We start from the raw sequence: 23,581 nt of genomic DNA, 5'->3' as shown, positions 1-23,581 counted from the left end.
GTGTCGACGCCGCGAATATGGGAAGGGATTGCGGCAAATGGCAACCCCAGGTCCCACAACGCGCCCCGCCGCCAAGGAGTTGCGCACCGTCATCGTCACCGGTGCCTCCTCCGGCATCGGCGCCTATTGCGCGCGGGCGTTGAAGGCGGAAGGCTGGCGGGTGTTCGCCACGGCGCGCAAGCCGGCCGATATCGCCGCGCTCGAGGCCGACGGTTTGGAGGCCCTCTATCTCGACTATCGCGAGCCCGAATCCATCGCCGCCTTGGTCGATGCGGTGCTGGAGCGTACCGGCGGCACGCTTGACGCGCTGTTCAACAACGGCGCCTACGCCCAGCCCGGCGCCGTCGAGGACCTGCCGGTCGCGGCACTTCGCGAACAGTTCGAGGCCAATTTCTTCGGCTGGCATGATCTCACCCGGCGCATCGTGCCGGTCATGCGCAGCCAGGGGCACGGCCGGCTCGTCCACTGCTCCTCGATCCTCGGGCTGGCTCCGGTCCGCTTCCGCGGCGCCTATTCGGCCTCCAAGCACGCCATCGAAGGCCTGATGCTGTGCATGCGCCAGGAGCTCGAAGGCAGCGGCATCCACCTTTCCCTCATCGAGCCGGGACCGGTAACGTCGAAGATCGCCAGCAACGGCCTGCCCTGGTTCCTGAAGAACATCGATGTCGAGAATTCCGTCCACCGCGCTGACTATCAGGCGCAGCTCGCCCGGCTTCAGGCGGGCGGCATCGTGTCGAAGCTGAAACCAGGGCCGGAGATCGTGCACAGGGCGTTGCGCCACGCGCTTCTGTCACAGCGCCCGCGCCCGCACTATGTGGTAACGGTGCCGGCCAGGATCGGTGTGGCGCTGAAACGCGTCTTGCCGGCATCCTTGCTTTATCGCGTGCTCGCCAGGCGCGCCTGACCGAACCTGAACCGGAGCCAGCCAGATGCTCATCACCCTGAAGATCCTCGCCGTCATCGCCATGGCCGCCGTGGTGATCGTGCTGGTCCGCGGTCTGATCAACATGATGCGCGGCGGCTCCGGCATCACCTCGAACAAGCTGATGCAGACGCGCGTCATGCTGCAGGCCGTGGCCTTGGCGCTGCTGTTGCTGGTGGTCTATTTCACGCGCAAATAGCGCGGCTGAGGGGGATCGCGTGGTCAAGCTCAACAAGATCTACACCCGCACCGGCGACGACGGCACGACGGGGCTCGGCACCGGCGAGCGGCGGCTGAAATCCGATCTGCGCGTCGATGCCTACGGCACCGTCGACGAGGCCAATGCCTGCATCGGCATGGCCCGCCTTCACACCGGCGCGGCGCATCCCGCGATCGACGCCATGCTGTCGCGCATCCAGAACGATCTGTTCGATCTGGGAGCCGACCTCGCCGTGCCGGACGATGGCAAGCCCTTGGAATACGAGCCGCTGCGCATCGTCGCCACCCAGACCGACCGCGTCGAACAGGATATTGACGCGCTCAACAAAAGCCTGCGGCCGCTGAAATCCTTCGTGCTAAACGGCGGCACGCCGGCGGCCGCCGCGCTCCATCTGGCCCGCACCGTGGCGCGCCGCGCCGAGCGCCTGATGGTGGCGCTGGCGCAGGATCCGGCCGAGCATGTCAACCGCGAGGCGCTCAAATACATCAACCGTGTCTCGGATTTCCTGTTCGTCGCCGCCCGCGCGGTCAATGACAATGGAGAGGCCGACGTGCTATGGGTGCCTGGCAAGAACCGCTGAACTTTGGGGGCGGGAGGGTCCGATGTTCATCCCGCTTTACGACACCAACAGGCTGCGCCACATCCGCCTGCAATATGTGACGATCGGCCTGATCGTGGCGAACGTGCTCGTCTATCTGGCGACCACGCTTGGCGGTGAAAATTTCACCAATGCCGCGGTTCTCGGTCTCGGCTTCATCCCGTCGGTGGTTCACGACAAGGTCGAGCTCTCGCCCGAATTCGTCGTCATCCCCGAGAGCCTGAGCTACCTTACCTATTCCTTCCTGCATGCCGACATCTTCCATCTCGGCGGCAACATGCTGTTTCTCTGGGTGTTCGGCGACAATGTCGAGGACGCGCTCGGCCACATACGCTACCTGATCTTCTATCTCGCCTGCGCCGTCGCCGGCGCCTTCTTCCAGGGGCTGGTGGCCTGGGATTCGCAGGTGCCGTTGATCGGCGCCTCCGGCGCCATCGCCGGCGTCGTCGCCGCCTATCTGATCCTCTACCCCCGGGTGAAAGTCTGGGTGCTGGCCTTTGCCCGCATTCCGCTGCGCATCCCGGCCTTCATTCCGCTGATCCTGTGGATCCTGTTCCAGATCGTGATGTTTGCCGCGGGCGGCGAGGACCAGATCTCCTGGGCCTGCCATATCGGCGGCATCATCGCCGGATCGATCCTGGTGCTGGTGCTGCGCAGCCGCGGCGTGCCGCTGCTGGCCGGCGCCGACGGCGAGCCAGATCCGACGCCCAACGTCCAGCAGCCGCCTGTTCCTGTCGAACCGGCCGCTGGCGACCCGGCCCAGCCGGCGTCGCAATGGGGCCGTGGAGCAGCGACGTCCCGCGACTGAACCGATTTGGGTGCGTCGTGGGATATTGACGCGCCGATTTGCCGCCACTACGGAAACGGCACCGTTGGGCGGATATTCCGCCCGTAATGTCGGCTTTCGACAACTCTGACAGGGCGCACGCTGGTATAGCGCCCCGACTATCTCAGGAGAGGTGACAGGAAAATGAAGATCCTTGTGCCCGTGAAGCGGGTTGTGGACGCCAACGTCAAGGTCCGGGTGAAAGCCGATGGACTGGGCGTTGAGCTTGCCAACGTCAAGATGGCGATGAACCCGTTCGACGAGATCGCGGTCGAGGAAGCCATCCGCATCAAGGAAGCCGGCAAGGCGGAAGAGATCATCGTCGTCTCGGTCGGCCCGCAGCAGGCGCAGGAGACGCTGCGCACCGCGCTCGCCATGGGCGCCGACCGCGCCATCCTGGTGAAGACCGACGAGCAGACCGAGCCGCTGGGCGTCGCCAAGGTGCTGAAGGGCGTGGTCGAGGCCGAGGCGCCCGGCCTCGTCATCCTCGGCAAGCAGGCGATCGACGACGATTCGAACCAGACCGGCCAGATGCTGGCGGCGCTGCTTGGTTGGTCGCAGGGCACCTTCGCGTCCAAGATCGTGCTCGAAGGCGATCATGCCAAGGTGACGCGCGAAGTCGACGGCGGCCTGCAGACGGTGGAATTGAAGATGCCGGCGATCGTCACCGCCGACCTGCGCCTCAACCAGCCGCGCTATGCCTCGCTGCCCAACATCATGAAGGCCAAGAAGAAGCCGCTCGATGAGAAGAGCCCGGCCGACTACGGCGCCGACGTCAAGCCGCGCCTCAAGGTGATCAAGACCGAGGAACCGAGCGGCCGCAAGGCGGGCGTCAAGGTGAAGTCGGTGGCCGAGCTCGTCGAGAAGCTGAAGAACGAAGCCGGCGTGCTCTGAGCGGTCAGGAAAGGATAAAGAAAATGGCAATTCTCCTCATCGCCGAACACGACAACGCAAGTCTTTCCGACCAGACCGCCAAGGCGCTGTCGGCCGCGCTGCAGATTGGCTCCGATGTCGACGTGCTGGTGGCCGGCAAGGGCGCCAAGGCTGCCGCCGACGCCGCCGCCAAGCTGAAGGGCGTCCGCAAGGTGCTGCTCGCCGAGGCCGACGAGCTTTCGGAACGCCTCGCCGAGCCGACCGCGGCTCTCGTCGTCTCGCTGGCTGGCGGCTACGACACGATCGTCGCGCCCGCCACCTCGTCGGGCAAGAACGTCGCGCCGCGCGTGGCCGCCCTTCTCGACGTCGCCCAGGTGTCCGAGATCATCGAGGTCGTCTCGCCCGACACCTTCAAGCGGCCGATCTATGCCGGCAACGCCATCCAGACCGTGCAGTCGACCGACGCCAAGAAGGTCATCACTGTGCGCACCGCATCCTTCTCGGCCGCGCCGGAAGGCGGCTCGGCCTCGGTCGAAACGGCCAACGCCGCCGCCAATCCGGGCCTCTCCTCCTTCGTCGAGAACAAGCTCTCCGAGAACGATCGGCCGGAACTGACTTCGGCCAAGATCATCATCTCGGGTGGCCGCGCGCTCGGCTCCTCGGAGAAGTTCCAGGAAGTCATCCTGCCGGTCGCCGACAAGCTCGGCGCCGCCGTCGGCGCCTCCCGCGCCGCGGTCGACGCCGGCTACGCGCCGAACGATTGGCAGGTCGGACAGACCGGCAAGGTGGTCGCGCCCGACCTCTACATCGCCGTCGGCATCTCCGGCGCCATCCAGCACCTAGCCGGCATGAAGGATTCGAAGGTGATCGTCGCCATCAACAAGGACGAGGAAGCCCCGATCTTCCAGGTTGCCGACTACGGCCTGGTCGGCGATCTCTTCGTCATCCTGCCGGAGCTGCAAAAGGCGCTTTGACGCAGCCGGTTCCGGCATATTAAAATCCGAAGGGTGGGGTAGACGAAGTCGCCCCGCCCTTTTAGTTTGCACTGCACAAAAAGCGGGCTATCGAGGCCTGAAGCCAATCCGGCGGTTTTGCGTCCGGATTGCAGGAAATAAACAAATAGGAGCGTTTCCGCGCTTCAAAGAAGCGGAAATGCTCAGGACGGGATCGGGGTAATGAGCAAGATCGAGACGATCGGCATTGTCGGCGCGGGTCAGATGGGTGGCGGTATCGCCCATGTCTCGGCGCTCGGGGGCTACAAGGTCCTGATCCACGACGTGTCGCCCGACCGGATCGAGAAGGGCATCGCCACCGTCAGCGGCAACATGGCGCGCCAGGTCGGTTCCGGCAAGCTGGAGGAGACGGCGCGCAACGAAGCGATGGCGCGCATCTCCGCCGCCCCGGCCATGGCCGACCTCGCCACCGCCGACCTTGTGATCGAAGCGGCGACCGAGGACGAGACGGTCAAGCGCAAGATCTACGCGCAGCTCTGCCCGCAGCTCAATCCGGAAGCGATCCTGGCGACCAACACCTCGTCCATCTCGATCACCCGGCTTGCCGCCCAGACCGATCGTCCCGAGCGCTTCATCGGCATACATTTCATGAACCCGGTGCCGGTGATGAAGCTGGTCGAGCTGGTGCGCGGCATCGCCACCGAGGACCAGACCTTCGAGGCGGCCAAGACCTATGTGAAGCACCTCGACAAGACGATCACCGTTTCCGAGGATTTCCCGGCCTTCATCGTCAACCGCATTCTGCTGCCGATGATCAACGAGGCGATCTACACGCTCTACGAAGGCGTCGGCACGGTCGATGCCATCGACACCGCCATGCGGCTCGGCGCCAACCACCCGATGGGACCGCTGCAGCTTGCCGACTTCATCGGCCTCGACACCTGCCTGTCGATCATGCAGGTGCTGCATGAGGGCCTGTCGGATTCGAAATACCGCCCCTGCCCGCTGCTGGTGAAATATGTCGAGGCCGGCTGGCTCGGCCGCAAGACCGGCCGCGGCTTCTACGACTATCGCGGCGACCATCCGGTGCCGACGCGCTGATCTTCGCCGGCTGAACCCTTTCGGCGCGGCTCAGGAGGCCGCAGCAAGCGGCGGAAGCCGCACGCCACCTTTCGAAACATCCTCGGACGAAACTTCGTCGGGTGCCGCCGAAACGCAGCCGCGTCCTGCCGCCTTGGCGGCATAGCAGGCGGCGTCGGCGCGGGCGATGATCTCGTCCACTTCGCCGCAACCGGCGCGGATCGGCGCGAGCCCGATGCTGGCGCCGATCGAATGCGGGCGCCCGTCCCAGCTGAAATTGAGGTTGCGGATGGCGTCGATGACCGAGCGCGCCGCGATCGGCCCGCGCGCCGCGGCACCCGATTTGAGGATGACGGCGAACTCGTCGCCGCCGAGCCGCGCGACGATGTCTTCCGGGCCAAGCACATTGCGCAGGGTGTCGGCCACGCGCTTGAGCAGCGCATCGCCCGCGGCATGGCCGCCAGTGTCGTTGACCGCCTTGAAGTGGTCGAGGTCGACGAACATGAACTGATGCTCGCCGCCATTGAGACGGCACTGGTCGACAAGTTCCTCCATAGTGCGGATGAAGCTCGAGCGGTTGGCGAGCCCGGTCAGCGCGTCATGGGCGGCGGCGTAGGCCAGCTGGCGCTGCAGGGCGCGCGCGTCGGTGAAATCCTGGAACACGATGACGAGGCCGCAGAACTCGTCGCGGTCGTTCATCATCGGCGATACCACTTGGCGGATGCTGCAGCGCGTGTCGTCGCGCCGGACAAGGACAGCCCGCGTGTTCTGGTCGCAGTGCGGCCGCTCGCTCGTCGAAGGGCGCGTCAGCCCGATCCTCTGCCCGCTTTCCTCGTCGACCGCCCAATAAACATGGCCGAGCACCTTGCCCATAGCCTCGCCAACGTCAACTCCGGTGAGCTTTTCGGCAACCGGGTTCATGAAGGTGACGCGATTGGCGGCATCGGTGCAGATCACCGCGTCGCCGATCGACTGCAGCGTCACCCTGAGACGTTCCTTCTCGTCGGCCAGCATCGCCGCCGAGACCATCAGCCGCGCCTCGGCCTCTTTGCGCTCGGTGATATCGGTCAGGCTGCCGATGGCCTGGATCAGCCGGCCCTCGCCGTCACGCTCGATCACCTTGCCGCGGTCGAGGATCCAGACCCAGTGGCCGTCCTTGTGCCGCATCCGGAACTCCGCCTCGAAAAAGGCCGTCTCGCCGGCAAGGTGCGCGCGATCCGCCTCGGCGACGCGCTCGCGATCGTCGGGGTGGATCATCGTCAGCCAGCGGTCGGGGTCGCCGTCGAGCTCACCGTCGGCATAGCCCAGCATCTTCACCCAGGTTTCGGAATAGGTCGTGCCGCCCTTGCGCATGTCGAGGCTCCAGATGCCCTGCCCGGCACTGGTGAGCGCGAAATTCCATCGAGTCTCGGCCTCGGCGATGCGCGCCTCGGCCTGCCTGCGGGCGTCGATGTCCTCGATCTGCGACACCAGATAAAGCGGCTTGCCTGTGTCCTCGTCGCGGATGACCGAGCCGGCAAGCTGCGCCCAGACCGGGGTCCCGTCTTTCCTGAGGTAGCGCTTTTCGAAATGGTAGGAGCTGATCCGGCCTTTCCGCACGTTCATCATCGTCTCGCGGCCGATCGAAAGATCGTCCGGATGTGTGATCTGCGAGAAGGTCAGCGCCTCGATCTCCGCGCGGCTGTAGCCGAGCATGGCGGCGAAGGCAGGGTTGGCCTGCTGGATGCGACCGTCGAGGCCGACAATGGCGACGCCGATCGCCGAATCCTCCATGGCGCGGCGGAAGCGCTGCTCGCTCTCGGCTATCTGCCGGCGATCGTCGACGATGCGGTGAATGAACAGCGCCGACAAAAACAGCGTCGCGGCGGTGATGGCGACGGATATCTGCAGGCAGAGCCTCAGCGCGTCGGCGCCCAGTTCAAGGCGCGGCAGCAGGATCGACACGGCGGTGGCAACCAGGCCGACCGCCAGCAGACCCTGCGCAGCGTGCCTGTCGGCACGGAGCCCTTTCCAGTTCAACCACGCCACGATGCGATCCCACCCAACACGCAACTGCACGTTGCCACAACCCTGGCGGATCGGTTTTAAGGAATGGTTGCGTGGACGCTGGCGATCACTCCGCTAACCGGCAAACAATTGCCGGCATGCTTAAGGTACTGTTTCCAAACCGTATCATAGGATCGGTGTGCGGCGGCTACCAGCGCACGAAGAGCCGGCCGCCGATGGCTCCGAGCAGCGTCAGGAAGGCGATCGCGACCGTATACCAGGTGGCAACGAAGAGCGGTGAATCGTCGAAGCAATGCGCGGCATAGAAGGTTGCCGCGAGCCCGCCCGCGAGCAGGCCGGCGACGGCGCCGGCAAGCACCGGCCGCGTCGGCGCCCCGTAACGCAGCATGCCGAGGAAGATCGCCAGCGGACCGATGCCGATCAGCGGGATGAAACTCATGCAGATCATCATGTTCGTGCCGACGAGCCGCTTGCCCCAATCGGCCTCGGGCACGACAAATAGCTCGAGGATCACGGCCAGCACGACCAGAAGCGGCGCGGCGATCATCCAGGCCATTGCCCGCCTGGTCGAAGCACCCGGCATCGACAGCGCGCGGATCAGCGCGAAGGCGCTGACCGCAAGCACCAGCGTGAACAGGAATTTCGACATGAAGCGCATCGTGTGCATGGCCAGCATGATGTCGGGGCGCGGCCCGATGGTCGCAAAGAAAACCACCGCCGCGATCACCACGGCCACGCCGACCGCCAGCCACCAGGCCTTGCCCATCGGCATCGCCTTGTCGCGGGCATCGGCATCGAGCGCCTTGATGAGATCCTCGGTCCTCATGTCACTGTCGTCCGAATCTTTTGGCGATCGCCGCGAGGCCGCGATGCAGGGACACCCGCACCGCCGTCTCGCTGATGCCGAGCTTGGCCGCCGTCTCGCCGATCGACTGCCCGTCGACCGAGATCGAGGAGACGACCGAGCGTTGCGCGGGCGGCAACCCGTCGAGCGCCCGGTTGATATCGCGCTCGCTCACCGTCTCCGTCTCCGGCTCGGCGAAGGTTTCGGCGATCTCGTCAATCTCGACCTCGATGCGCCGCCCGCGCCTGCGGAACGCGTCGATCAGCTTGAAGCGGGCGATCGCATAGATCCAGGGCAACACCGGCGCATCCGGCCGCCAAGTGTGGCGTTTCACATGAATGGCCAGCAATGTTTCCTGCACGACATCCTCGGGGTCGACCCCGCCCTGAACGATTTTGCGCCGGACAAAGCCGCGAACAAGGGTGGCGACCCGGTGCAGAAAGTCGGCATAAGCCCTTTCGTCTCCACCGATCGCGGCCCTGAGCAGCCGGGAAACCTCGGCCTCGTCCTTGCCGGTCACAAGAGTTTACCCCCAGATGTTCGCGTCTCGGCCTTGGTTTGTTACGTGGCCGGCGAAATAATGTCCAAGCCAAACTACCGCAAAATCACGAAAGTTTGCGGCACGGCGACCGATTGAAGCAGGGTCACAATGTTGACTACAATAATCAGGTATTGATAGGTGCAGCCGTGCCCGAACCCTGTCTCCAGATTTGAGGATGATGCCCATGAAGATTGCCCTTTCCACGCTCGCCACCGCGCTGGCGCTCGGCCTGATCGCCGCCCCGGCCATGGCCGAGGATCAAGGCATCATCGTCTACAATGCCCAACATGAGAGCCTCGCCAAGGAATGGGCGGCGGGCTTCACCAAGGAAACCGGCATCAAGGTCACGCTGCGCAACGGCGGCGACAGCGATTTTTCCAACCAGATCGTCGCCGAGGGCGCGGCCTCGCCGGCCGACGTGTTCCTGACCGAGAATTCGCCGGCCATGGCGCTGGTCGAGGCGGCCGACCTGTTCGCGCCGGTCGACGCCGATACGCTGGCGCAGGTTCCGCAGGAATACCAGCCGTCGAGCGGCAAGTGGGTTGGCGTCGCCGCCCGCAGCACCGTCTTTGCCTACAACAAGGACAAGCTCAAGGAAGACCAGTTGCCCAAGTCGCTGCTCGATCTTGCCGATCCGAGCTGGAAGGGCCGCTGGGCCGCTTCGCCGTCCGGCGCCGACTTCCAGGCCATCGTCAGCGCGCTGCTGCAGATCAAGGGCGAAGCCGCCACCTCCGACTGGCTGAAGGCGATGAAGGCGAACTTCACCGCCTACAAGGGCAACTCGACGGTGATGAAGGCGGTCAATGCCGGCGAGATCGATGGCGGCGTGATCTACCACTATTACTATTTCGGCGATCAGGCCAAGACCGGTGAAAACAGCGGGAATGTCGCCCTGCACTATTTTAAGAACCAGGACCCGGGCGCCTTCGTTTCGGTGTCGGGCGGCGGCGTGCTGGCTTCCAGCAAGCATCCGAAGGAAGCCCAGGCCTTCCTGAAGTGGGTGACCGGCAAGGGCGGCCAGGACGTGCTGAAGACCGGCACGTCCTATGAATATGCAGTCGGCAAGGGTGCCGAATCCAACCCTAAGCTGGTGCCGCTCCCCGACCTGCAGGCGCCGAAAGTCGATCCGGCGACGCTGAATTCCAAGAAGGTCATCGACCTGATGACGCAAGCCGGCTTGCTTTAGTTCGCGTTGGTCCTAAAAGGGCAAACGACCGTGCTCCCGCGGCAATTCGCCTTCCTCGGGAGCGTTTTTTGTTTGGAGATGGCTTCGTCGATGACAGTCGACTGCGCTTCGAGCCGCTCGCGCGGCGTATCAGATCGCGTCCGCCGCCCGGCGGCAGCGGCGCAGCGGCCTGCCTGATGCAGTCGGCGATCGACATGACGCCGGCAAGACTGCCGGCGGCCGGGATGAAGAAGCACCGGTCCATCTCGTGGATCACGCTCGCCGCCGCTCTGATCGCGCTTATCGCGCTGCTGCCGCTCGCCTTCATCGTCTGGGTGGCGATCCAGACCGGCTGGGACACCGTGGTGGCGCTGATCTTCCGCCCGCGCGTCGGCGAATTGCTGGTCAACACGGTGCTCCTCGTCGTTGTCGCCGTGCCGATCGCCATCGTGCTCTCGGTGGCGCTGGCCTGGCTGACCGAGCGCAGCGACCTGCCAGGCAACCGCTGGTGGTCGTGGCTTTCGGTCGCGCCGCTCGCCATTCCCGCTTTCGTGCACAGCTATGCCTGGATCAGCTTCGTTCCGGGCCTGCACGGGCTGTGGGCCGGCGTGCTGGTCTCCGTCATCGCCTATTTCCCGTTCCTGTATCTGCCGATCGCCGCCGCGCTGCGCCGGCTCGATCCGGCGCTGGAGGACGCGGCCGCGGCACTTGGTCTTGATCCTTGGCGGGTTTTCGCGCGCGTCGTGCTGCCGCAGCTCAGGCTCGCCATCTGCGGCGGCTCGCTGCTGGTCGGCCTGCATCTTCTGGCCGAATACGGCCTCTATGTCTTCATCCGTTTCGATACCTTCACCACCGCGATCGTCGACCAGTTCCAGTCGACCTTCAACGGTCCGGCGGCCAACATGCTGGCCGCCGTGCTGGTGGTCTGCTGCCTTTTCCTGCTCGCTCTTGAGGTGACGATACGCGGCGAGGAGCGCTATGCCCGCGTCGGTTCCGGCGCCGCGCGCCAGCAGCAGCGCGCTCGCCTCGGCCGCGCCACCTTGCCCTGCCTGCTTTTGCCGGCGGGCGTCGCGCTGCTGTCGCTCGGCGTGCCCTTCGTCACGGTCAGCCGCTGGCTGATCGCCGGCGGCACGGAAGTCTGGCGTTGGGACGAGATCGGCCTGGCGCTCGGCCAGACGCTGTTCCTCGCCATCGCCGGCGCGGTGCTTGCAACGATCGCCGCCATGCCGATGGCCTGGATCTCGATCCGCGCGCCGGGACGGCTGCAGCGACTGCTCGAGAGCTGCAACTATATCGTCGGCGCGTTGCCGGGCGTGGTCATCGCGCTGGCGCTGGTGACGATCACCGTGCGCGTCGCGCTGCCGCTCTACCAGACGCTGTTCACCATCCTGTTCGGTTACGCGCTGATGTTCCTGCCGCGCGCGCTGATAAGCCTGCGCGCCTCGATCGCGCAGGCGCCGGTGGAGCTGGAGCGCGCCGCTTCCAGCCTCGGCCGTCCGCCGGTCAAGGCGCTGTGGTCGACGACCATCCGTCTGTCGGCGCCGGGTGCGGCGGCCGGCATGGCGATGGTGGCGCTCGGCATCACCAACGAGCTCACCGCCACCCAGATGCTGGCGCCCAACGGCACCCGCACGCTGGCGATGGCCTTCTGGTCCTACAGCGGCGAGATCGACTACGCCTCCGCCGCCCCTTACGCGCTGATCATGGTGGCGATGTCGTTGCCGATGACCTGGTGGCTCTACGTCCAATCGAAGCGGATGGCGGGACGATGAGCTTTCTCGAACTCAGTGGCGTCGCGAAGAATTATGGCCCGGTGACGGCGCTCGCCGGCGTCGACCTGGCTGTCGAGAGCGGCAGCCGCACCGCGATCGTCGGGCCGTCCGGCTGCGGCAAGACCACCTTGCTCAGGCTGATCGCCGGCTTCGAGGCGCCGGACCGCGGTCGCATCGCGCTCGACGGCAAGGTGCTCGCCAATGGCGGCGCGGCCGTGCCGGCGCATCGGCGCGGCATCGGCGTCGTCGCGCAGGACGGCGCCCTGTTCCCGCATCTCACCATCGCCGACAATATCGGTTTCGGCATCGCGCGGAATGCCGATAGACGAGCCGAGCATATCGTCGAGCTCGCCTACATCGTCGGACTGGACAAGGCGATCCTGAAGCGGCGGCCGCACGAGCTTTCCGGCGGCCAGCAGCAGCGCGTGGCGCTTGCCCGCGCCATGGCCATGAAGCCCAGGCTGATGCTGCTCGACGAGCCGTTCTCGGCGCTCGACACCGGGCTTCGCGCGTCGATGCGCAAGGCGGTGGCCGAGCTTCTGGAAGAGGCGGGCATCACCACCATACTGGTCACGCACGACCAGGCCGAGGCGCTCTCCTTCGCCAGCCAGGTGGCAGTGATGCGCGACGGCCTGTTCTCGCAGGTCGGCACCCCGCGCGAGCTCTATTTCCAGCCCAGGGACCGGATGGTCGCCGAGTTCCTCGGCGACGCCATCATCGCGCCGGCGAGGATCGCGGACGGTTTTGCCGTGTCGCGGCTCGGCCGCATCGCGGTCGACACAAAGGAACGGCGCGATGTCGCGCGCGTCATGCTGCGGCCCGAGCAGGTCCTGCTCAAGCGGACCTCGCGCGAGGGCATGTCCGGCACGCCGGACATGCTGTTCGGCGAAGTGACGGACTGCGAGTTCGCCGGCTCGGTCTGCACCGTCGCGGTGCGGCTGCTCAACAGCCCGGATCCGCCCGATGCCGCCGCCATCGGCAACACGCCGCTCATTCTGCGCAGGACAGGCATGGACGCGCCGGCTGTAGGCGAGATCGTGCGCCTCACCTTCACCGGCAAGGCGCATGTCTTTGCTTGATCTCCGTCTTGAGAATAATGCAATATTGCATTATTTTTAGCGCTTGAGCAATTCCAGGAAAAGTGTGAGCGGTTTTCCGTCAGGAATTGCGACAAAAGAAGGAGATAGAGCGGTTCGCCGTTTCCGTGAAACGGTGAACCACTCTAGCAGGCCACATCATGACGACATTGACGGTTACCGCACGGGGCCAGGTCACATTCCGGAAGGACGTGCTCAAGCACCTTGGCATCCAGCCCGGCGACAAGATCAGGCTTGATCTTCTGCCTGGTGGACGGGCGGAGCTGAAAGCTGACCAGGGCAAGGGCTCGTGGCAAGAGCTGAGCGGGATGCTCAAGGGCAAAACGAACGGCGCACGGCTTTCGATCGAGGAGATCAACGATGCGATCGCCGGCGCCGGTGCTTCGAGCGGGATGCGCGGAATCGAGCGCAAGTGAAGATCAACCTCGACACCAACGTGCTGTTGCGCCTTGTTGTCGGAGACGACGAAGCGCAGCAACGGACAGCAGCCGAGACCCTGGAAGGGGCCGAGTTGGTCGCGATCAGCGTTCAAGCGCTCTGCGAGTTTGTTTGGGTGCTGGATAGAAGTTACCGGGTTACGCGGCCGGATATATCCGCTTCGATCCGCCGCATCCTCGATATGCGCAACGTCGTAGCCAACCGACCAACGATCGAAGCGGGCCTGGCTGTGCTCGACGCTGGTGGAGATTTCGCGGATGGCGTGATCGCGTTCGACGGTCAGTGGCTCGGTGGCGAAACCTTCGTGTCCTTCGATAGGAAAGCGGTAAAGCTGGTCGATGGGCAGGGAACGCCCACACTGTTGCTCGGGTGATTTCTACCGTACGCGCTGCCCCGTCGCCGGCGACCATAGCGGCCATTGCTCGAGGAAATCGCAGCTGTGGATGACGACGCGCTGGCTATCGATCAGGATGATCGAATAGGCGGGCGGCGCCTGCTCGACGACCTCGTCGCCGACGAGATCGAGCATGAAGCGGGCATGCAGGCCGCGCTGCACCGAGAAGGGAATGCCGGCGACGGTGCCGGCTATGTCGCGGTGGACATGGCCGAAGAAGATGTAGCGGACATTGCCGTGGCGGGTCAGCACATCGAGTAGCCGCTGCGGCTGTTCGAGGCCGAGCGGGTCGAGCAGCGTGAGCCCGAGTTCTACCGGCGGATGATGCAGGAAGATATAGGCCGCCTTGCCTGCGGCCTCGCCAAGCCGTGCATCGAGCCAGGCAAGCCGGTTGTCGCACAACTCGCCGGTGACACGGCCTTCCGCCAGGCTGTCGAGAAAAACCAGCCGCCCTTCCGGCGTGTCGAAAACCGACTGCGCGAAGCCGTTGCCGTCGGTTCCATTCTCGGGAAAGGCGGCGATGAGATTGGCGCGCCGGTCGTGGTTTCCGGGCAATAGACGGTAAGGCACGGTGAGCCGGCTCAGCGCCGCCTTCAGGTCGGCATAGCTCTCGGCCTCTCCGTCATCGGTCAGGTCGCCGGTGAAGATGCAGAGCGTCGCATCGCTGTGACGTTGATTGATATGATCGATGCATCGATCGAGTCGTTCATTCAGGTTCGCGCCGTAGCGTATCTCGCGCCGACGACCGAGATGGACGTCGGTGACCTGGATGATTTTCATTGCATGAACCCTCAAATCAAATTCACAACGTCGCCGGAGCCGGTTCCGGCACCGAGGCCTTGAACACGTCGAGCCTGCCACCCGTCTCCGAGGAGAAGAAGTGCAGGTCCGATTCGGCGAACTGCAGGCCGATCGTACTGCCCGGTTCGGGGTGGACGGTCTCCGACGTCACGATGGAGAACGGCGCGCCGTCGAGATCGACATAGACGACGCGGCCGGCACCCAACTCTTCGATGAGATCGACAGTCGCCGCGAGCGCTCCCGGCGTGCCCGGCGCCACCATGCGCACAGCCTCCGGCCGAATCCCGACCGCGACTTTCGCGCCCACGGGAACGCCCGTGCGCGACACATTGAGCTTGCGGCTGCCGCCGAGCAATGACAGCCCGTCGAGCGTGACGGTGCCTTCGAGCATGTTCATCGCCGGCGCGCCAACGAAAGTGGCGACGAAGCGGCTTGCCGGCCGGCTGTAGACTTCAGCCGGCGTGCCGACCTGCTCGACGCGGCCGCCATTCATCACCACCAGCCGGTCGGCCAGCGTCATCGCCTCGACCTGGTCATGCGTGACGAAGACCGAGGTGGCGCTGAGGCGCCGGTGCAGCTTGCGGATCTCGGAGCGCATCTGCACGCGCAGCTTGGCGTCGAGGTTGGAGAGCGGCTCGTCGAAGAGGAACACCTTCGGCTCGCGGATCATGGCACGGCCCATGGCGACGCGCTGGCGCTGGCCGCCGGAGAGCGCCATCGGCTTGCGGTCGAGCAGGTGCTCCAGCTCCAGGACGCGCGCCACCGCCTGGACGCGCTGGGCGCGCTCGGCCGACGCAACGCCGGCTACCTTCAGCGAATAGCCGATATTCTGTGCCACGCTCATATGCGGATAGAGCGCGTAATTCTGGAACACCATGGCGCAGCCGCGCTCGCGCGGCTCGAGCTTGTTGACCACCGTGCCGTCGATCGCGATCGTGCCGTCGGAAATCTCTTCCAGTCCCGCGATCATCCTGAGCAGCGTGGACTTGCCGCAGCCGGACGGCCCGAGGATGACGACGAATTCGCCCGAGGCGAAGTCGAGGTCGACGCCGTGCACGACCTGCGTCTTGGCGTAGTTCTTCTTGACGCCGCGAATGGTGATGGAGGCCATTTTTGTCTCCCTATTTTTCGGTGGCGATCAGGCCGCGCACGAACCAGCGCTGCATCAAGACCACGACGATCAGCGGCGGCAGCATGACGATCAGCGTGCCGGCCATTGCGATATGCCATTCCGGCGCGCCGCCGACATTGGGTATGAGCTGCTTCAGCTCGGTCACCGCCATCGCATGCGACTGGTCGGTGGTGATGAGCAACGGCCACAGATACTGGTTCCAGGCCCACAGGAACATGATGGTGCCGAGTGCCGCCATGTTGTTGCGCGACAGCGGCAGAAGGATATCGACGAAGAAGCGCAGCGCGCCGGCGCCGTCCATACGGGCCGCCTCGGTCAACTCGTCCGGCACGGTCAGGAAGAACTGGCGGTAGAGGAACGTGCCGGTGGCGGTGGCGACCAGCGGCAGGATCAGGCCGCTATAGGAGTTGAGCAGTCCCAGGCTGAGCGAAACCTGCACGCCCGAGACCTTTTCGATCAGCCAGGAGAGGCCGGTCAGGTCCATGATCGCCTGATAGGGCTCGAGCACGTTGGCGACCACCGCGTAGGTCGGCACGATGCGCACCTCGAGCGGCAGCATCAGCGTGATGAAGATCAGCCAGAACATCAGCATGCGGCCGGGATAGCGGAAATAGACGATCGAGAAGGCGGTCAGCGCCGAGATGATCACTTTGCCGGCGGCTACGCCAAACGCCATGATGAAGGAGTTGAGCAGCTTCGGGCCGAGATCGGCGGTCGTCCACGCCGTCTTGATGTTGACCCAGAAATCGCTGCCCGGCAGCAGCGACATCGGCACGTCGTTGACGTCTTTCAGATTGTGCGAGGCGGCGATCGCGACAATAGCAAACGGCGCCACGCAGAATACGAAGCCGGCGAACAGGATCAGATGCGTGAAGAAATTGAGGATCGGGGTGCGCTCGACCATGGCCGCCTCACCGGTAATGCACGCGCCGCTCGATGAAGCGGAACTGAACGATGGTAAGGGCGATGATCAGCAGCATCAGGATGATGCTCTGCGCGGCGGCGCCTGAATAATCCAAACCTTTGAAGCCGTCGGAATAGATCTTGTAGACCATCAGATTGGTGGCGTTGGCCGGGCCGCCGGAGGTCATGATGTCGACGATGCCGAAGGAGTCCTGGAAGCTCTCGGTGATGTTGATGACCAGCAGGAAGAAGATCGTCGGCGTGATCAGCGGGAACTGGATATCCCAGAAGCGCCTGATGACGCCGGAGCCGTCCATCGCCGCCGCCTCGATCAGCGAGCGCGGAATCGCCTGGAAGGCGGCGAGGAAGAAGATGAAATTGTAGCCGACATATTTCCAGGAAAAGGCAATGATGATCGAGGCCATGGCGTCGGCGCCGTCGAGGCCCGGGTCCCAGAAACCGGGCCAGACTCGGTTGACGACGGCCATGAAGCCGGCTTCCGGCGCCAGGATGAAGCGAAATGCCAGCGCAAGCGCCGGCGCGGCGATGCCGTAGGGCCAGATCAGCACCACGCGATACAGCCATGAGCCGGCAAGTTGCCGGTCGGTCAAGGCGGCGAGCACCAGCGCGATTGTCATCGCCAGACCCGTGCTGATGCCGGCGAAGATCATGCTGGCGGTGATCGAGTCCCAGTAGCTGGCGTTGGACAGGATCGAGCGGAAATTGTCGAGCCCGACCCAGATATTGCCGCCGCCCCAAGGCTGCTGCAGCGTCAGCGACCAGTACACGGCCTGCCCGGCCGGCCAGTAGAAGAAGGTGAAGATCAGGAAAAGCTGCGGCACCGCGAACAGGATGCCGATCGTCCATTTGCTGAAAGTGACGCGTTTTTCCATCGATCCGCCGATGTCGTTGAACCGCCAACCCGCTCTCGCGGCACAAGACTAAAGCATGTCTCCCGAAAGTGGGAACCGGTTTCGGGACAAAGACATGCGTAAATCAAAAACCCATATGAAATGGCCGCCCGTCGATGCTCGGCGGGCGGCCGTTCCAGTATCCGGGATCAGGGCAGGGTCTTACCCGGATAGGTCTGCTGGAAGCGATCGAGGATCGCGTCGCCATTCTTGACCAGCGCGTCGAGGCCTTCCTGCACGCTGACCTTGTTGGCGAAGATCGCCTGCATCTGCGTGCCGAACTCGGCGCGGATCTGGGTGAAGTTGCCGAGGCGAACGCCGCGGGTGATGTCGGTCGGCTCCGACGCGGTCAGGCTGGCGATAGCCACTTCGCGGCCCTTATAGGGCGCCTTGTCGTAGAAGCCGTTGGACTTCATGAAATCGAAGCCCGACTTCGTCACCGGAATGTAGCCGGTGTTGGTCGACCAGAACAAAGCGGTCTTGGGGTCGTGGACGAAGTTGAGGAACGCGGCCGCGCCCTTGTATTCGCCGTCCGACTTGCCCGACAGCACCCACAGCGAAGCACCGCCGACCAGCGAATTCTTGCGCTCGGTGCCGGCATAGACCGGCAGCTCGGCGACGTCCCAGTTCATGCCTTCCTTCTGCGTGCGGCCGACCGTGCCGTGGTCGCCGACCGAGGTCAGGATGAGCTGGCAGGTGCCGGTGGCGAAAGCCTGAACCATATCCTGGCCGAGATCCTTCGATTTGATCTTGACCAAGCCGGCGTCATACCACTTCTTGAGGTCGGTGACGTACTGGACGAACTTGGTCTTGTTGACTTCGAGGCGGGCGTCGAGGCCGTCATAGCCGTTGTTCTTGGTGGCGACCGGCTGGTTGTGCAGCGCCGAGAACTGCTCCATCAGCTGCCAGCTTTCATTGGCCGAGATGTTGATCGCCATCGGGCAATCATAGCCGGCGTCCTTCAAGGCCTGGAGGTCGGCGGCGACATCTTCCCAGGTCTTCGGCGCCTCGGTCTTGCCGATTTTGGCGAAGGCGTCCTTGTTCCAGTACATCAGCGCGGTCGACGAGTTGAACGGGAAGGACAGCATCTCGCCCTTCGACGTCGCGTAATAGCGCGCGATGCCTGGGAAATAGTCGCTGTAGTCGATCTTGTAGCCGTTTTCTTCCATCAGCTTGTCGGCGGGCTTGTAGGCGCCCGACAACATCATGGTGGCGGTGCCGACGTCATAGACCTGGACGACGGTGGGCTGCTTGCCGGCGCGGAAGGCGGCGATCGTGTTCTGCAGCGTGGCGTCGTAATTGCCCTGGCTGGTGCAGACGACCTCGTAGTCCTTCTGGGATTCGTTGAAGTTCTTGCACAGCGTATCGACGACGCGGGCGAGATCGCCCGAAAGACCGAACCAGAAATCGAATTTGACCGGCTCCGCAAAAGCAGGAACCGCGAGCGCGCTGCTGAGCGCGCCGGCGGCAAGGGCGGCAAAGCCCCGCTTGATGATCGTCATGGTTTTTCCCTCTTGATTGGCAGTGTGACAAGGGTTTTGCGCAAGTCCTTGCCCGCTCTCATAGAGAAGGTATGTGACAGTTCTGTTGTGGCCCCTGGACCGGTAAGCGGTTCCTGTGGACAGCCAGTCTCTTCTCCCCTGGCAGCGGTCGCGCCGGCATGAAAACGTCACATCGGCGCTCTAGGAAGCTAGGGCGCCTCGAAGCGCCGAAAAGGCCTTCCGTGATTAACCGGCTAACTGGATGAGAAGAGACATGCTGGTCCCGCAGCTCACGCACGTGCCTGTCGCCGCCCGCAACGCGATGCGGAACGGACCGCGCGACAGCGCCACCCATCTGCGCCACGCCGCCGCCGTTCCCGCCCTGGGCGAGATCGAGATCGGCGGCCAGGCGACGCGGGAGAGCGTCGGCGGGAGCCTGACCGTCATGGCCTGGAACGTCGAGCGGCTGCGCCATGTCGATGCCATCGCCGCAACGATCGCCGGCCGGGCGCCAGACGTCGTGCTGCTGTCCGAGGTCGACAAAGGCATGGCCCGCTCCGGCAACGGCCATCTGTTGAGCCGGCTTGCCGATCGTCTGGGCCATTCCTACGCCTATGGCGTCGAGTTCCTGGAACTCGGCACCGGCAATGAGACGGAGCAAGTGGCAAATGGCGGCGCCGAGAACACGGAGGGCTTCCATGGCAATGCCGTAACCAGTGCCGTTCCGCTGCTGCGGCCTTTTCTCATTCGCCTGGACGCGGCCGGCGCCTGGTTCCTGCCGGAGCACGGCCAGCCGCGCATTGGCGGCCGCATGGCGCTTGGCGGGCAGGTGATGGTCGGCGACCATCGGGTCACCGTCGTTTCGGTGCATCTCGAAAACCGCACCACGCCTGCCGGCCGCGCCGACCAGACGCGCCATCTCCTCGACGCCATCGACAGGTATGACGCGGAGGCGCCGGTCCTGATCGGCGGCGACTTCAACACGCTGACCGCCACATACCCGGAACGCAATGACGATCCTGCGGCGTGGCTAAAGCGCGTTGCCGCCGAACCGGACCGGCTGATGTATCCGGAGCGCCATGAGCCTTTGTTCGCGGTGTTTGCCGGGCATGGCTACGACTGGAAGACGGCCAATGCTTTCGACAAGCCCACCCAGCGGCGCGCGGTCGGCGACTTGACGCCGGCCGGCCATATCGACTGGTTCTTCACCCGCGGCCTCACGGCAAGCGCGCCGGCGACGCTGCCGGCGGTGTTGCCGGACGGCAGCCCGAGCGCCGATCACGAGGCGCTGGTGGTCACGGTGCGGGTGAAGTAACAGCCTGCCGGATCGACACAATCGATCCCGAGATCGTTCCGGCGCATCAATACAACCTGGAAAGCACGCAGCGGTTGCGGGCAGCATAATCGATTCTTCAGCCGTCCAGCCCTAATCAATCATGTTGCCTTGATTGATGGGGGAAGATCAGGTGAAGCAAGATGCTGACCGTCTATAATTGCATCGTGAACGAGCACGACCTGAGACTGGTGGCACTGGCCGCGCTCATTTGCGGAATCTCCTGTTTCTCCGCCGTCAACCTGCTTCGCCATGTCGACCAATCGACGAGCCGAAACCGTCATGTGTGGCTGCTGATTGCAGCCGCGTCGACCGGCTTCGGCATATGGGCGACGCACTTCATCGCCATGATCGCCTTCACGCCGGGAATACCCAACGCCTACAACGCCGAGCTTTCGGTGGCTTCGCTGGCGATGTCCGTCATCCTGACCGCGGCCGGTATGTGGATCGCGACGGTGCGCGGTAGCATCGACCACTACCTCGTCGGCGGCGCCGTGCTCGGCATCGGCATTGCGGCGATGCATTATACCGGCATGGCGGCTTTCGAGGTCGAAGGCCGGATCGTCTGGAACCGGCTGCTGGTCGCCGCGTCGTTGGCCTCGGGCGTAACGCTTGCCGCGCTCTCCATGCTTGTCGTGCTGCGCCGACCGTCCACACAGGCGACGGTCGCCGGCGCTGTCCTGCTCACGCTGGCGATCTGCACGCTGCATTTCATCGCCATGGCCGCCGTCTCGATCTATCCGGATTCCTCGATCGAGATCTCGAAATTCACGATTGCGCCGATGTCGCAGGCCTTTGCCGCCGCGGCGGCAAGCCTCGTCATCCTCGTGCTGTCGGCCACGGCGCTGTGGATCGACCTGCGCTTCCGCCGCCACAGGACAGAGGCGGAGCGTATGCACGGCCTCGCCAATGCCGCCGTCGAAGGCCTCATCGTCTGCGACGGCAGCCGCATCGTCAGCGCCAATGACAGCATCGCTGCGCTGAGCGGTATCGCCGCCGGCACGCTGGACGCGATGACGCTGGGCGACCTGTTCGGCGAGCGGATTGCTTCCGCCGTCGCCGCCGGCAACGGGCAGGCGCAGGAGGTCGACCTGCGCGGCCAGGACGGCAGCCGGATTCCGGTGGAACTGATCGCCAGGAGCATCGACTATTGCGGCAAGCCGCACCTGGTCGTTGCCGTCCGCGATATTCGCGAGCGCAGGAAGGCCGAGCAGGAGATCATGCGCCTCGCGCATTACGACCCGCTCACCGGGCTTGCCAATCGCCGCAGCTTCACCGGCCGCCTGGAAGCCGAGATCGCCGCGTCCGCGGAAGGCGGCAAAGACGGCCAGCTGGCGCTCATGCTTCTCGATCTCGACCGGTTCAAGGAAGTGAACGACCTCTTCGGCCACGCCGCCGGCGACGCCGTGTTGCAAAAGGTGGCTCACTGCGCCTCCGGCGTGCTGCGCCACGGCCAGATGCTGGCCCGGCTAGGCGGCGACGAATTCGCCATCATAGCCCCCAGCCTTCCCGACCCGCAGGCGGCCGGCCGCATTGCCGAAGCGGTGCTTTCGGCGCTGCGTCAGGAAAACCGGCTGTCGCCCGGCGGCATGATTTCGGCCAGCATCGGCATCGCGCTCTACCCGCTCGACGCCGACGAACAGGCGGCGCTGATCAGCCATGCCGACACCGCGCTCTATCGCGCCAAGGCCGAGGGCAAGGATACGTTCCGCTACTTCGAGGCCTCGATGGGCGCCGAGGCGCGAGACCGGCGCATCATGGAGCAGGACCTGCGCCAGGCCGTGGCGCGCGGCGAATTCCGGCTCGTCTACCAGCCGCAGAAGGAAATCAGCAGCGGCAGGATGATCGGCTTCGAGGCCTTGCTCCGCTGGCAGCATCCCGAACGCGGAGAGGTTCCGCCCTCGGTGTTCATCCCGGTGGCCGAGGATAGCGGTTCGATCGCTCAGATCGGCGAGTGGGTGCTGGCGACGGCCTGCAACGAGGCCGCGACATGGAAGAACCCGTTGACAGTCGCGGTCAACGTCTCGGCGGTGCAGCTTCACAACCTCGATTTCAGCCGCCGGGTGCATGAGGTGCTGCTTCGTTCAGGCCTCGCGGCGGGCCGGCTCGAGCTCGAGATCACCGAGACGGCGCTGGTGAAGGACATGCCGCGGGCGCTGGCCACCTTGCGCCAGATCAAGGCGCTCGGCGTGCGCGTGGCGATGGACGATTTCGGCACCGGCTATTCGTCGCTGTCCAACCTCCGCGCCTTCCCGTTCGACAAGATCAAGATCGACGGATCCTTCATCAAATCGGTCGACCGCAACGACCAGGTGGCGACCATCGTGCGCGCCGTGCTGGGTTTGGGGCGCGGCCTCGGCCTGCCGGTCCTGGCCGAAGGCGTCGAGACGCTGGACGAGCTGCGCTTTCTCGATGCCGAGGATTGCGACATCGGCCAGGGATATTATCTCGGCAGGCCTGGCCCGATCGAGGCGTTCGGCGAGCTGACGGGCGTTCCGGCCGCCGATGACGGCGTCAAGCCTGCCGGCGTCAGGAGCGGCGGCAGCATCCTGATGCTCGAGCCTGCCGCGGCGGCGCGCTCGGCCTGATACGATCAAGGTTCCAGCGCCGCTTCCACCAGCCGCTTGGCGTCAGGGCTCGACCATTCGGCCGGGCCGTTCATATGCGCGATCAGGCAGCCATCCGCGTCGATCAGCATGGTGACCGGAAGCCCGAGCGCCAGCCCGCGCGTCTTGACCTCGTTGAACAGCGCGATCGTCGGGTCCCGGTAGAAGCCGAGCGTTTGAACGCCGATCTCGTTGAGGAACTTCTTCGGCTTCGTGTCGTCGCCAGTGTCGACATTAACCGCGACCACCTCGAAGGCATTGCCGCCCTTTTCCTTCTGCAGCATATCGAGCGCCGGCATCTCGGCGCGGCACGGCGCGCACCATGTCGCCCATAGATTGAGCAGCACCGTCTTGCCGGCATGGTCGGCCAGCGTCATCGGCTTGCCGTCGGGGCCGTTGAAGGCCAGGCTCTTCAGCGACTGCGGCGGGTCGGCCGGCTGCAGCGCGGCCACCTGGCCGACGGCCTTGGCGGCGATCTGCTTGGCGCGCCCGGCCTTGGCCGCGCAGGCGGCGTCGTCCTTGCCGGCGGCAACAGCGACCTTCTCGGGAGCGTTGTTGCCAGAACCGCTCTCGCTGACATATACCGCGACCGCGCCCGCCAGCACGCCCGCCAGCAAGGCGGCCAGGATGAGGCGCGTAGCCGGAAAAAAGAATCTCTTGCCGTCTGCCATTTTCAAAACTGCT

General features: G+C 64.9%; 23 protein-coding genes. 14 read left to right on the top strand and 9 right to left on the bottom strand.

Translation table 11 applies throughout. From position 1 onward, the window contains the following. Positions 1–37: 37 nt before the first annotated feature. From FJ414_RS15340 to FJ414_RS15310, 7 genes are all read left to right on the top strand, one after another. Entirely contained in the window at positions 38–904 is an 867-nt protein-coding gene (locus FJ414_RS15340) for an SDR family oxidoreductase (protein ID WP_140645215.1), read from the top strand. Positions 905–929: 25 nt separating this feature from the next. Further along, on the top strand, positions 930–1,121 hold the full coding sequence (locus FJ414_RS15335) for a twin transmembrane helix small protein (protein WP_140645214.1): 192 nt from the start codon (positions 930–932) through the stop codon (positions 1,119–1,121). 19 nt (positions 1,122–1,140) lie between these two features. Next, entirely contained in the window at positions 1,141–1,722 is a 582-nt protein-coding gene (locus FJ414_RS15330; RefSeq protein WP_140645213.1) for a cob(I)yrinic acid a,c-diamide adenosyltransferase, read from the top strand. Positions 1,723–1,744: 22 nt separating this feature from the next. Next, complete coding sequence (locus FJ414_RS15325) at positions 1,745–2,548, top strand: rhomboid family intramembrane serine protease (RefSeq protein ID WP_140645212.1); 804 nt, start codon at positions 1,745–1,747, stop codon at positions 2,546–2,548. Positions 2,549–2,710: 162 nt separating this feature from the next. After that, entirely contained in the window at positions 2,711–3,460 is a 750-nt protein-coding gene (locus FJ414_RS15320; RefSeq protein ID WP_140645211.1) for an electron transfer flavoprotein subunit beta/FixA family protein, read from the top strand. Between the two features lie 23 nt (positions 3,461–3,483). After that, positions 3,484–4,413, top strand: coding sequence for an electron transfer flavoprotein subunit alpha/FixB family protein (locus FJ414_RS15315; protein ID WP_140645210.1), 930 nt, complete (start codon positions 3,484–3,486; stop codon positions 4,411–4,413). Positions 4,414–4,614: 201 nt separating this feature from the next. Continuing rightward, complete coding sequence (locus FJ414_RS15310) at positions 4,615–5,493, top strand: 3-hydroxybutyryl-CoA dehydrogenase (RefSeq protein WP_140645209.1); 879 nt, start codon at positions 4,615–4,617, stop codon at positions 5,491–5,493. A gap of 30 nt (positions 5,494–5,523) precedes the next feature. Here FJ414_RS15310 and FJ414_RS15305 read toward each other — a convergent pair whose 3' ends face one another. The 3 genes from FJ414_RS15305 to FJ414_RS15295 all read right to left on the bottom strand — a co-directional run bounded on the left by FJ414_RS15305 (position 5,524) and on the right by FJ414_RS15295 (position 8,843). After that, positions 5,524–7,500 carry a PAS domain S-box protein gene (locus FJ414_RS15305; RefSeq protein ID WP_246672408.1) on the bottom strand — a complete coding sequence of 659 codons (1,977 nt, stop codon included), beginning with the start codon at positions 7,498–7,500 and terminating at the stop codon, positions 5,524–5,526. Between the two features lie 166 nt (positions 7,501–7,666). After that, complete coding sequence (locus FJ414_RS15300; RefSeq protein ID WP_140645207.1) at positions 7,667–8,305, bottom strand: NrsF family protein; 639 nt, start codon at positions 8,303–8,305, stop codon at positions 7,667–7,669. Between the two features lies 1 nt (position 8,306). Continuing rightward, positions 8,307–8,843: a sigma-70 family RNA polymerase sigma factor gene (locus FJ414_RS15295; protein ID WP_140645206.1), complete on the bottom strand. Its 537-nt coding sequence runs from the start codon at positions 8,841–8,843 to the stop codon at positions 8,307–8,309. Positions 8,844–9,048: 205 nt separating this feature from the next. On the opposite strand from FJ414_RS15295, the gene FJ414_RS15290 reads away from it, so the two are divergent. The 5 genes from FJ414_RS15290 to FJ414_RS15270 all read left to right on the top strand — a co-directional run bounded on the left by FJ414_RS15290 (position 9,049) and on the right by FJ414_RS15270 (position 13,709). Then, entirely contained in the window at positions 9,049–10,050 is a 1,002-nt protein-coding gene (locus FJ414_RS15290; RefSeq protein ID WP_140645205.1) for an iron ABC transporter substrate-binding protein, read from the top strand. Between the two features lie 176 nt (positions 10,051–10,226). After that, positions 10,227–11,801 (top strand): iron ABC transporter permease, encoded by a 1,575-nt coding sequence (locus tag FJ414_RS15285; RefSeq protein ID WP_140645267.1) that lies wholly within the window; start codon positions 10,227–10,229, stop codon positions 11,799–11,801. After that, a complete protein-coding gene (locus FJ414_RS15280; RefSeq protein WP_140645204.1) occupies positions 11,798–12,880 on the top strand; it encodes an ABC transporter ATP-binding protein in 1,083 nt (360 codons plus the stop codon). Before FJ414_RS15285 ends, FJ414_RS15280 begins: the two co-directional genes overlap by 4 nt. Before the next feature lie 158 nt (positions 12,881–13,038). Further along, positions 13,039–13,314: an AbrB/MazE/SpoVT family DNA-binding domain-containing protein gene (locus FJ414_RS15275; RefSeq protein ID WP_140645203.1), complete on the top strand. Its 276-nt coding sequence runs from the start codon at positions 13,039–13,041 to the stop codon at positions 13,312–13,314. Continuing rightward, positions 13,311–13,709, top strand: coding sequence for a type II toxin-antitoxin system VapC family toxin (locus tag FJ414_RS15270; RefSeq protein ID WP_140645202.1), 399 nt, complete (start codon positions 13,311–13,313; stop codon positions 13,707–13,709). Before FJ414_RS15275 ends, FJ414_RS15270 begins: the two co-directional genes overlap by 4 nt. A gap of 3 nt (positions 13,710–13,712) precedes the next feature. Here the strand turns inward: FJ414_RS15270 and FJ414_RS15265 are convergent, their stop codons facing one another. The 5 genes from FJ414_RS15265 to FJ414_RS15245 form a co-directional block, all read right to left on the bottom strand. Beyond that, complete coding sequence (locus tag FJ414_RS15265) at positions 13,713–14,510, bottom strand: phosphodiesterase (protein ID WP_140645201.1); 798 nt, start codon at positions 14,508–14,510, stop codon at positions 13,713–13,715. A 22-nt stretch (positions 14,511–14,532) separates the two neighbouring features. Next, complete coding sequence (gene ugpC / locus FJ414_RS15260) at positions 14,533–15,642, bottom strand: sn-glycerol-3-phosphate ABC transporter ATP-binding protein UgpC (protein WP_140645200.1); 1,110 nt, start codon at positions 15,640–15,642, stop codon at positions 14,533–14,535. Positions 15,643–15,652: 10 nt separating this feature from the next. Then, positions 15,653–16,567, bottom strand: coding sequence for an ABC transporter permease subunit (locus FJ414_RS15255; protein WP_140645199.1), 915 nt, complete (start codon positions 16,565–16,567; stop codon positions 15,653–15,655). A 7-nt stretch (positions 16,568–16,574) separates the two neighbouring features. Further along, positions 16,575–17,459 (bottom strand): ABC transporter permease subunit, encoded by an 885-nt coding sequence (locus tag FJ414_RS15250; protein WP_140645198.1) that lies wholly within the window; start codon positions 17,457–17,459, stop codon positions 16,575–16,577. Between the two features lie 167 nt (positions 17,460–17,626). Further along, positions 17,627–18,979 (bottom strand): extracellular solute-binding protein, encoded by a 1,353-nt coding sequence (locus tag FJ414_RS15245; RefSeq protein ID WP_140645197.1) that lies wholly within the window; start codon positions 18,977–18,979, stop codon positions 17,627–17,629. A gap of 253 nt (positions 18,980–19,232) precedes the next feature. Between FJ414_RS15245 and FJ414_RS15240 the strand changes: the two genes are divergently transcribed. Beyond that, a complete protein-coding gene (locus tag FJ414_RS15240; protein ID WP_140645196.1) occupies positions 19,233–20,273 on the top strand; it encodes an endonuclease/exonuclease/phosphatase family protein in 1,041 nt (346 codons plus the stop codon). Positions 20,274–20,434: 161 nt separating this feature from the next. Then, entirely contained in the window at positions 20,435–22,879 is a 2,445-nt protein-coding gene (locus tag FJ414_RS15235) for an EAL domain-containing protein (protein WP_140645195.1), read from the top strand. A gap of 5 nt (positions 22,880–22,884) precedes the next feature. Here the strand turns inward: FJ414_RS15235 and FJ414_RS15230 are convergent, their stop codons facing one another. After that, positions 22,885–23,568, bottom strand: a complete 684-nt coding sequence (locus tag FJ414_RS15230; RefSeq protein WP_140645194.1) for a TlpA disulfide reductase family protein — start codon at positions 23,566–23,568, stop codon at positions 22,885–22,887. Between the last annotated feature and the right edge of the window lie 13 nt (positions 23,569–23,581).

It is taken from the genome of Mesorhizobium sp. B3-1-6 (genome assembly GCF_006439555.1).
Taxonomy (GTDB): Bacteria; Pseudomonadota; Alphaproteobacteria; order Rhizobiales; family Rhizobiaceae; genus Mesorhizobium.
This window is presented reverse-complemented; position numbering and strand designations above follow the sequence as displayed.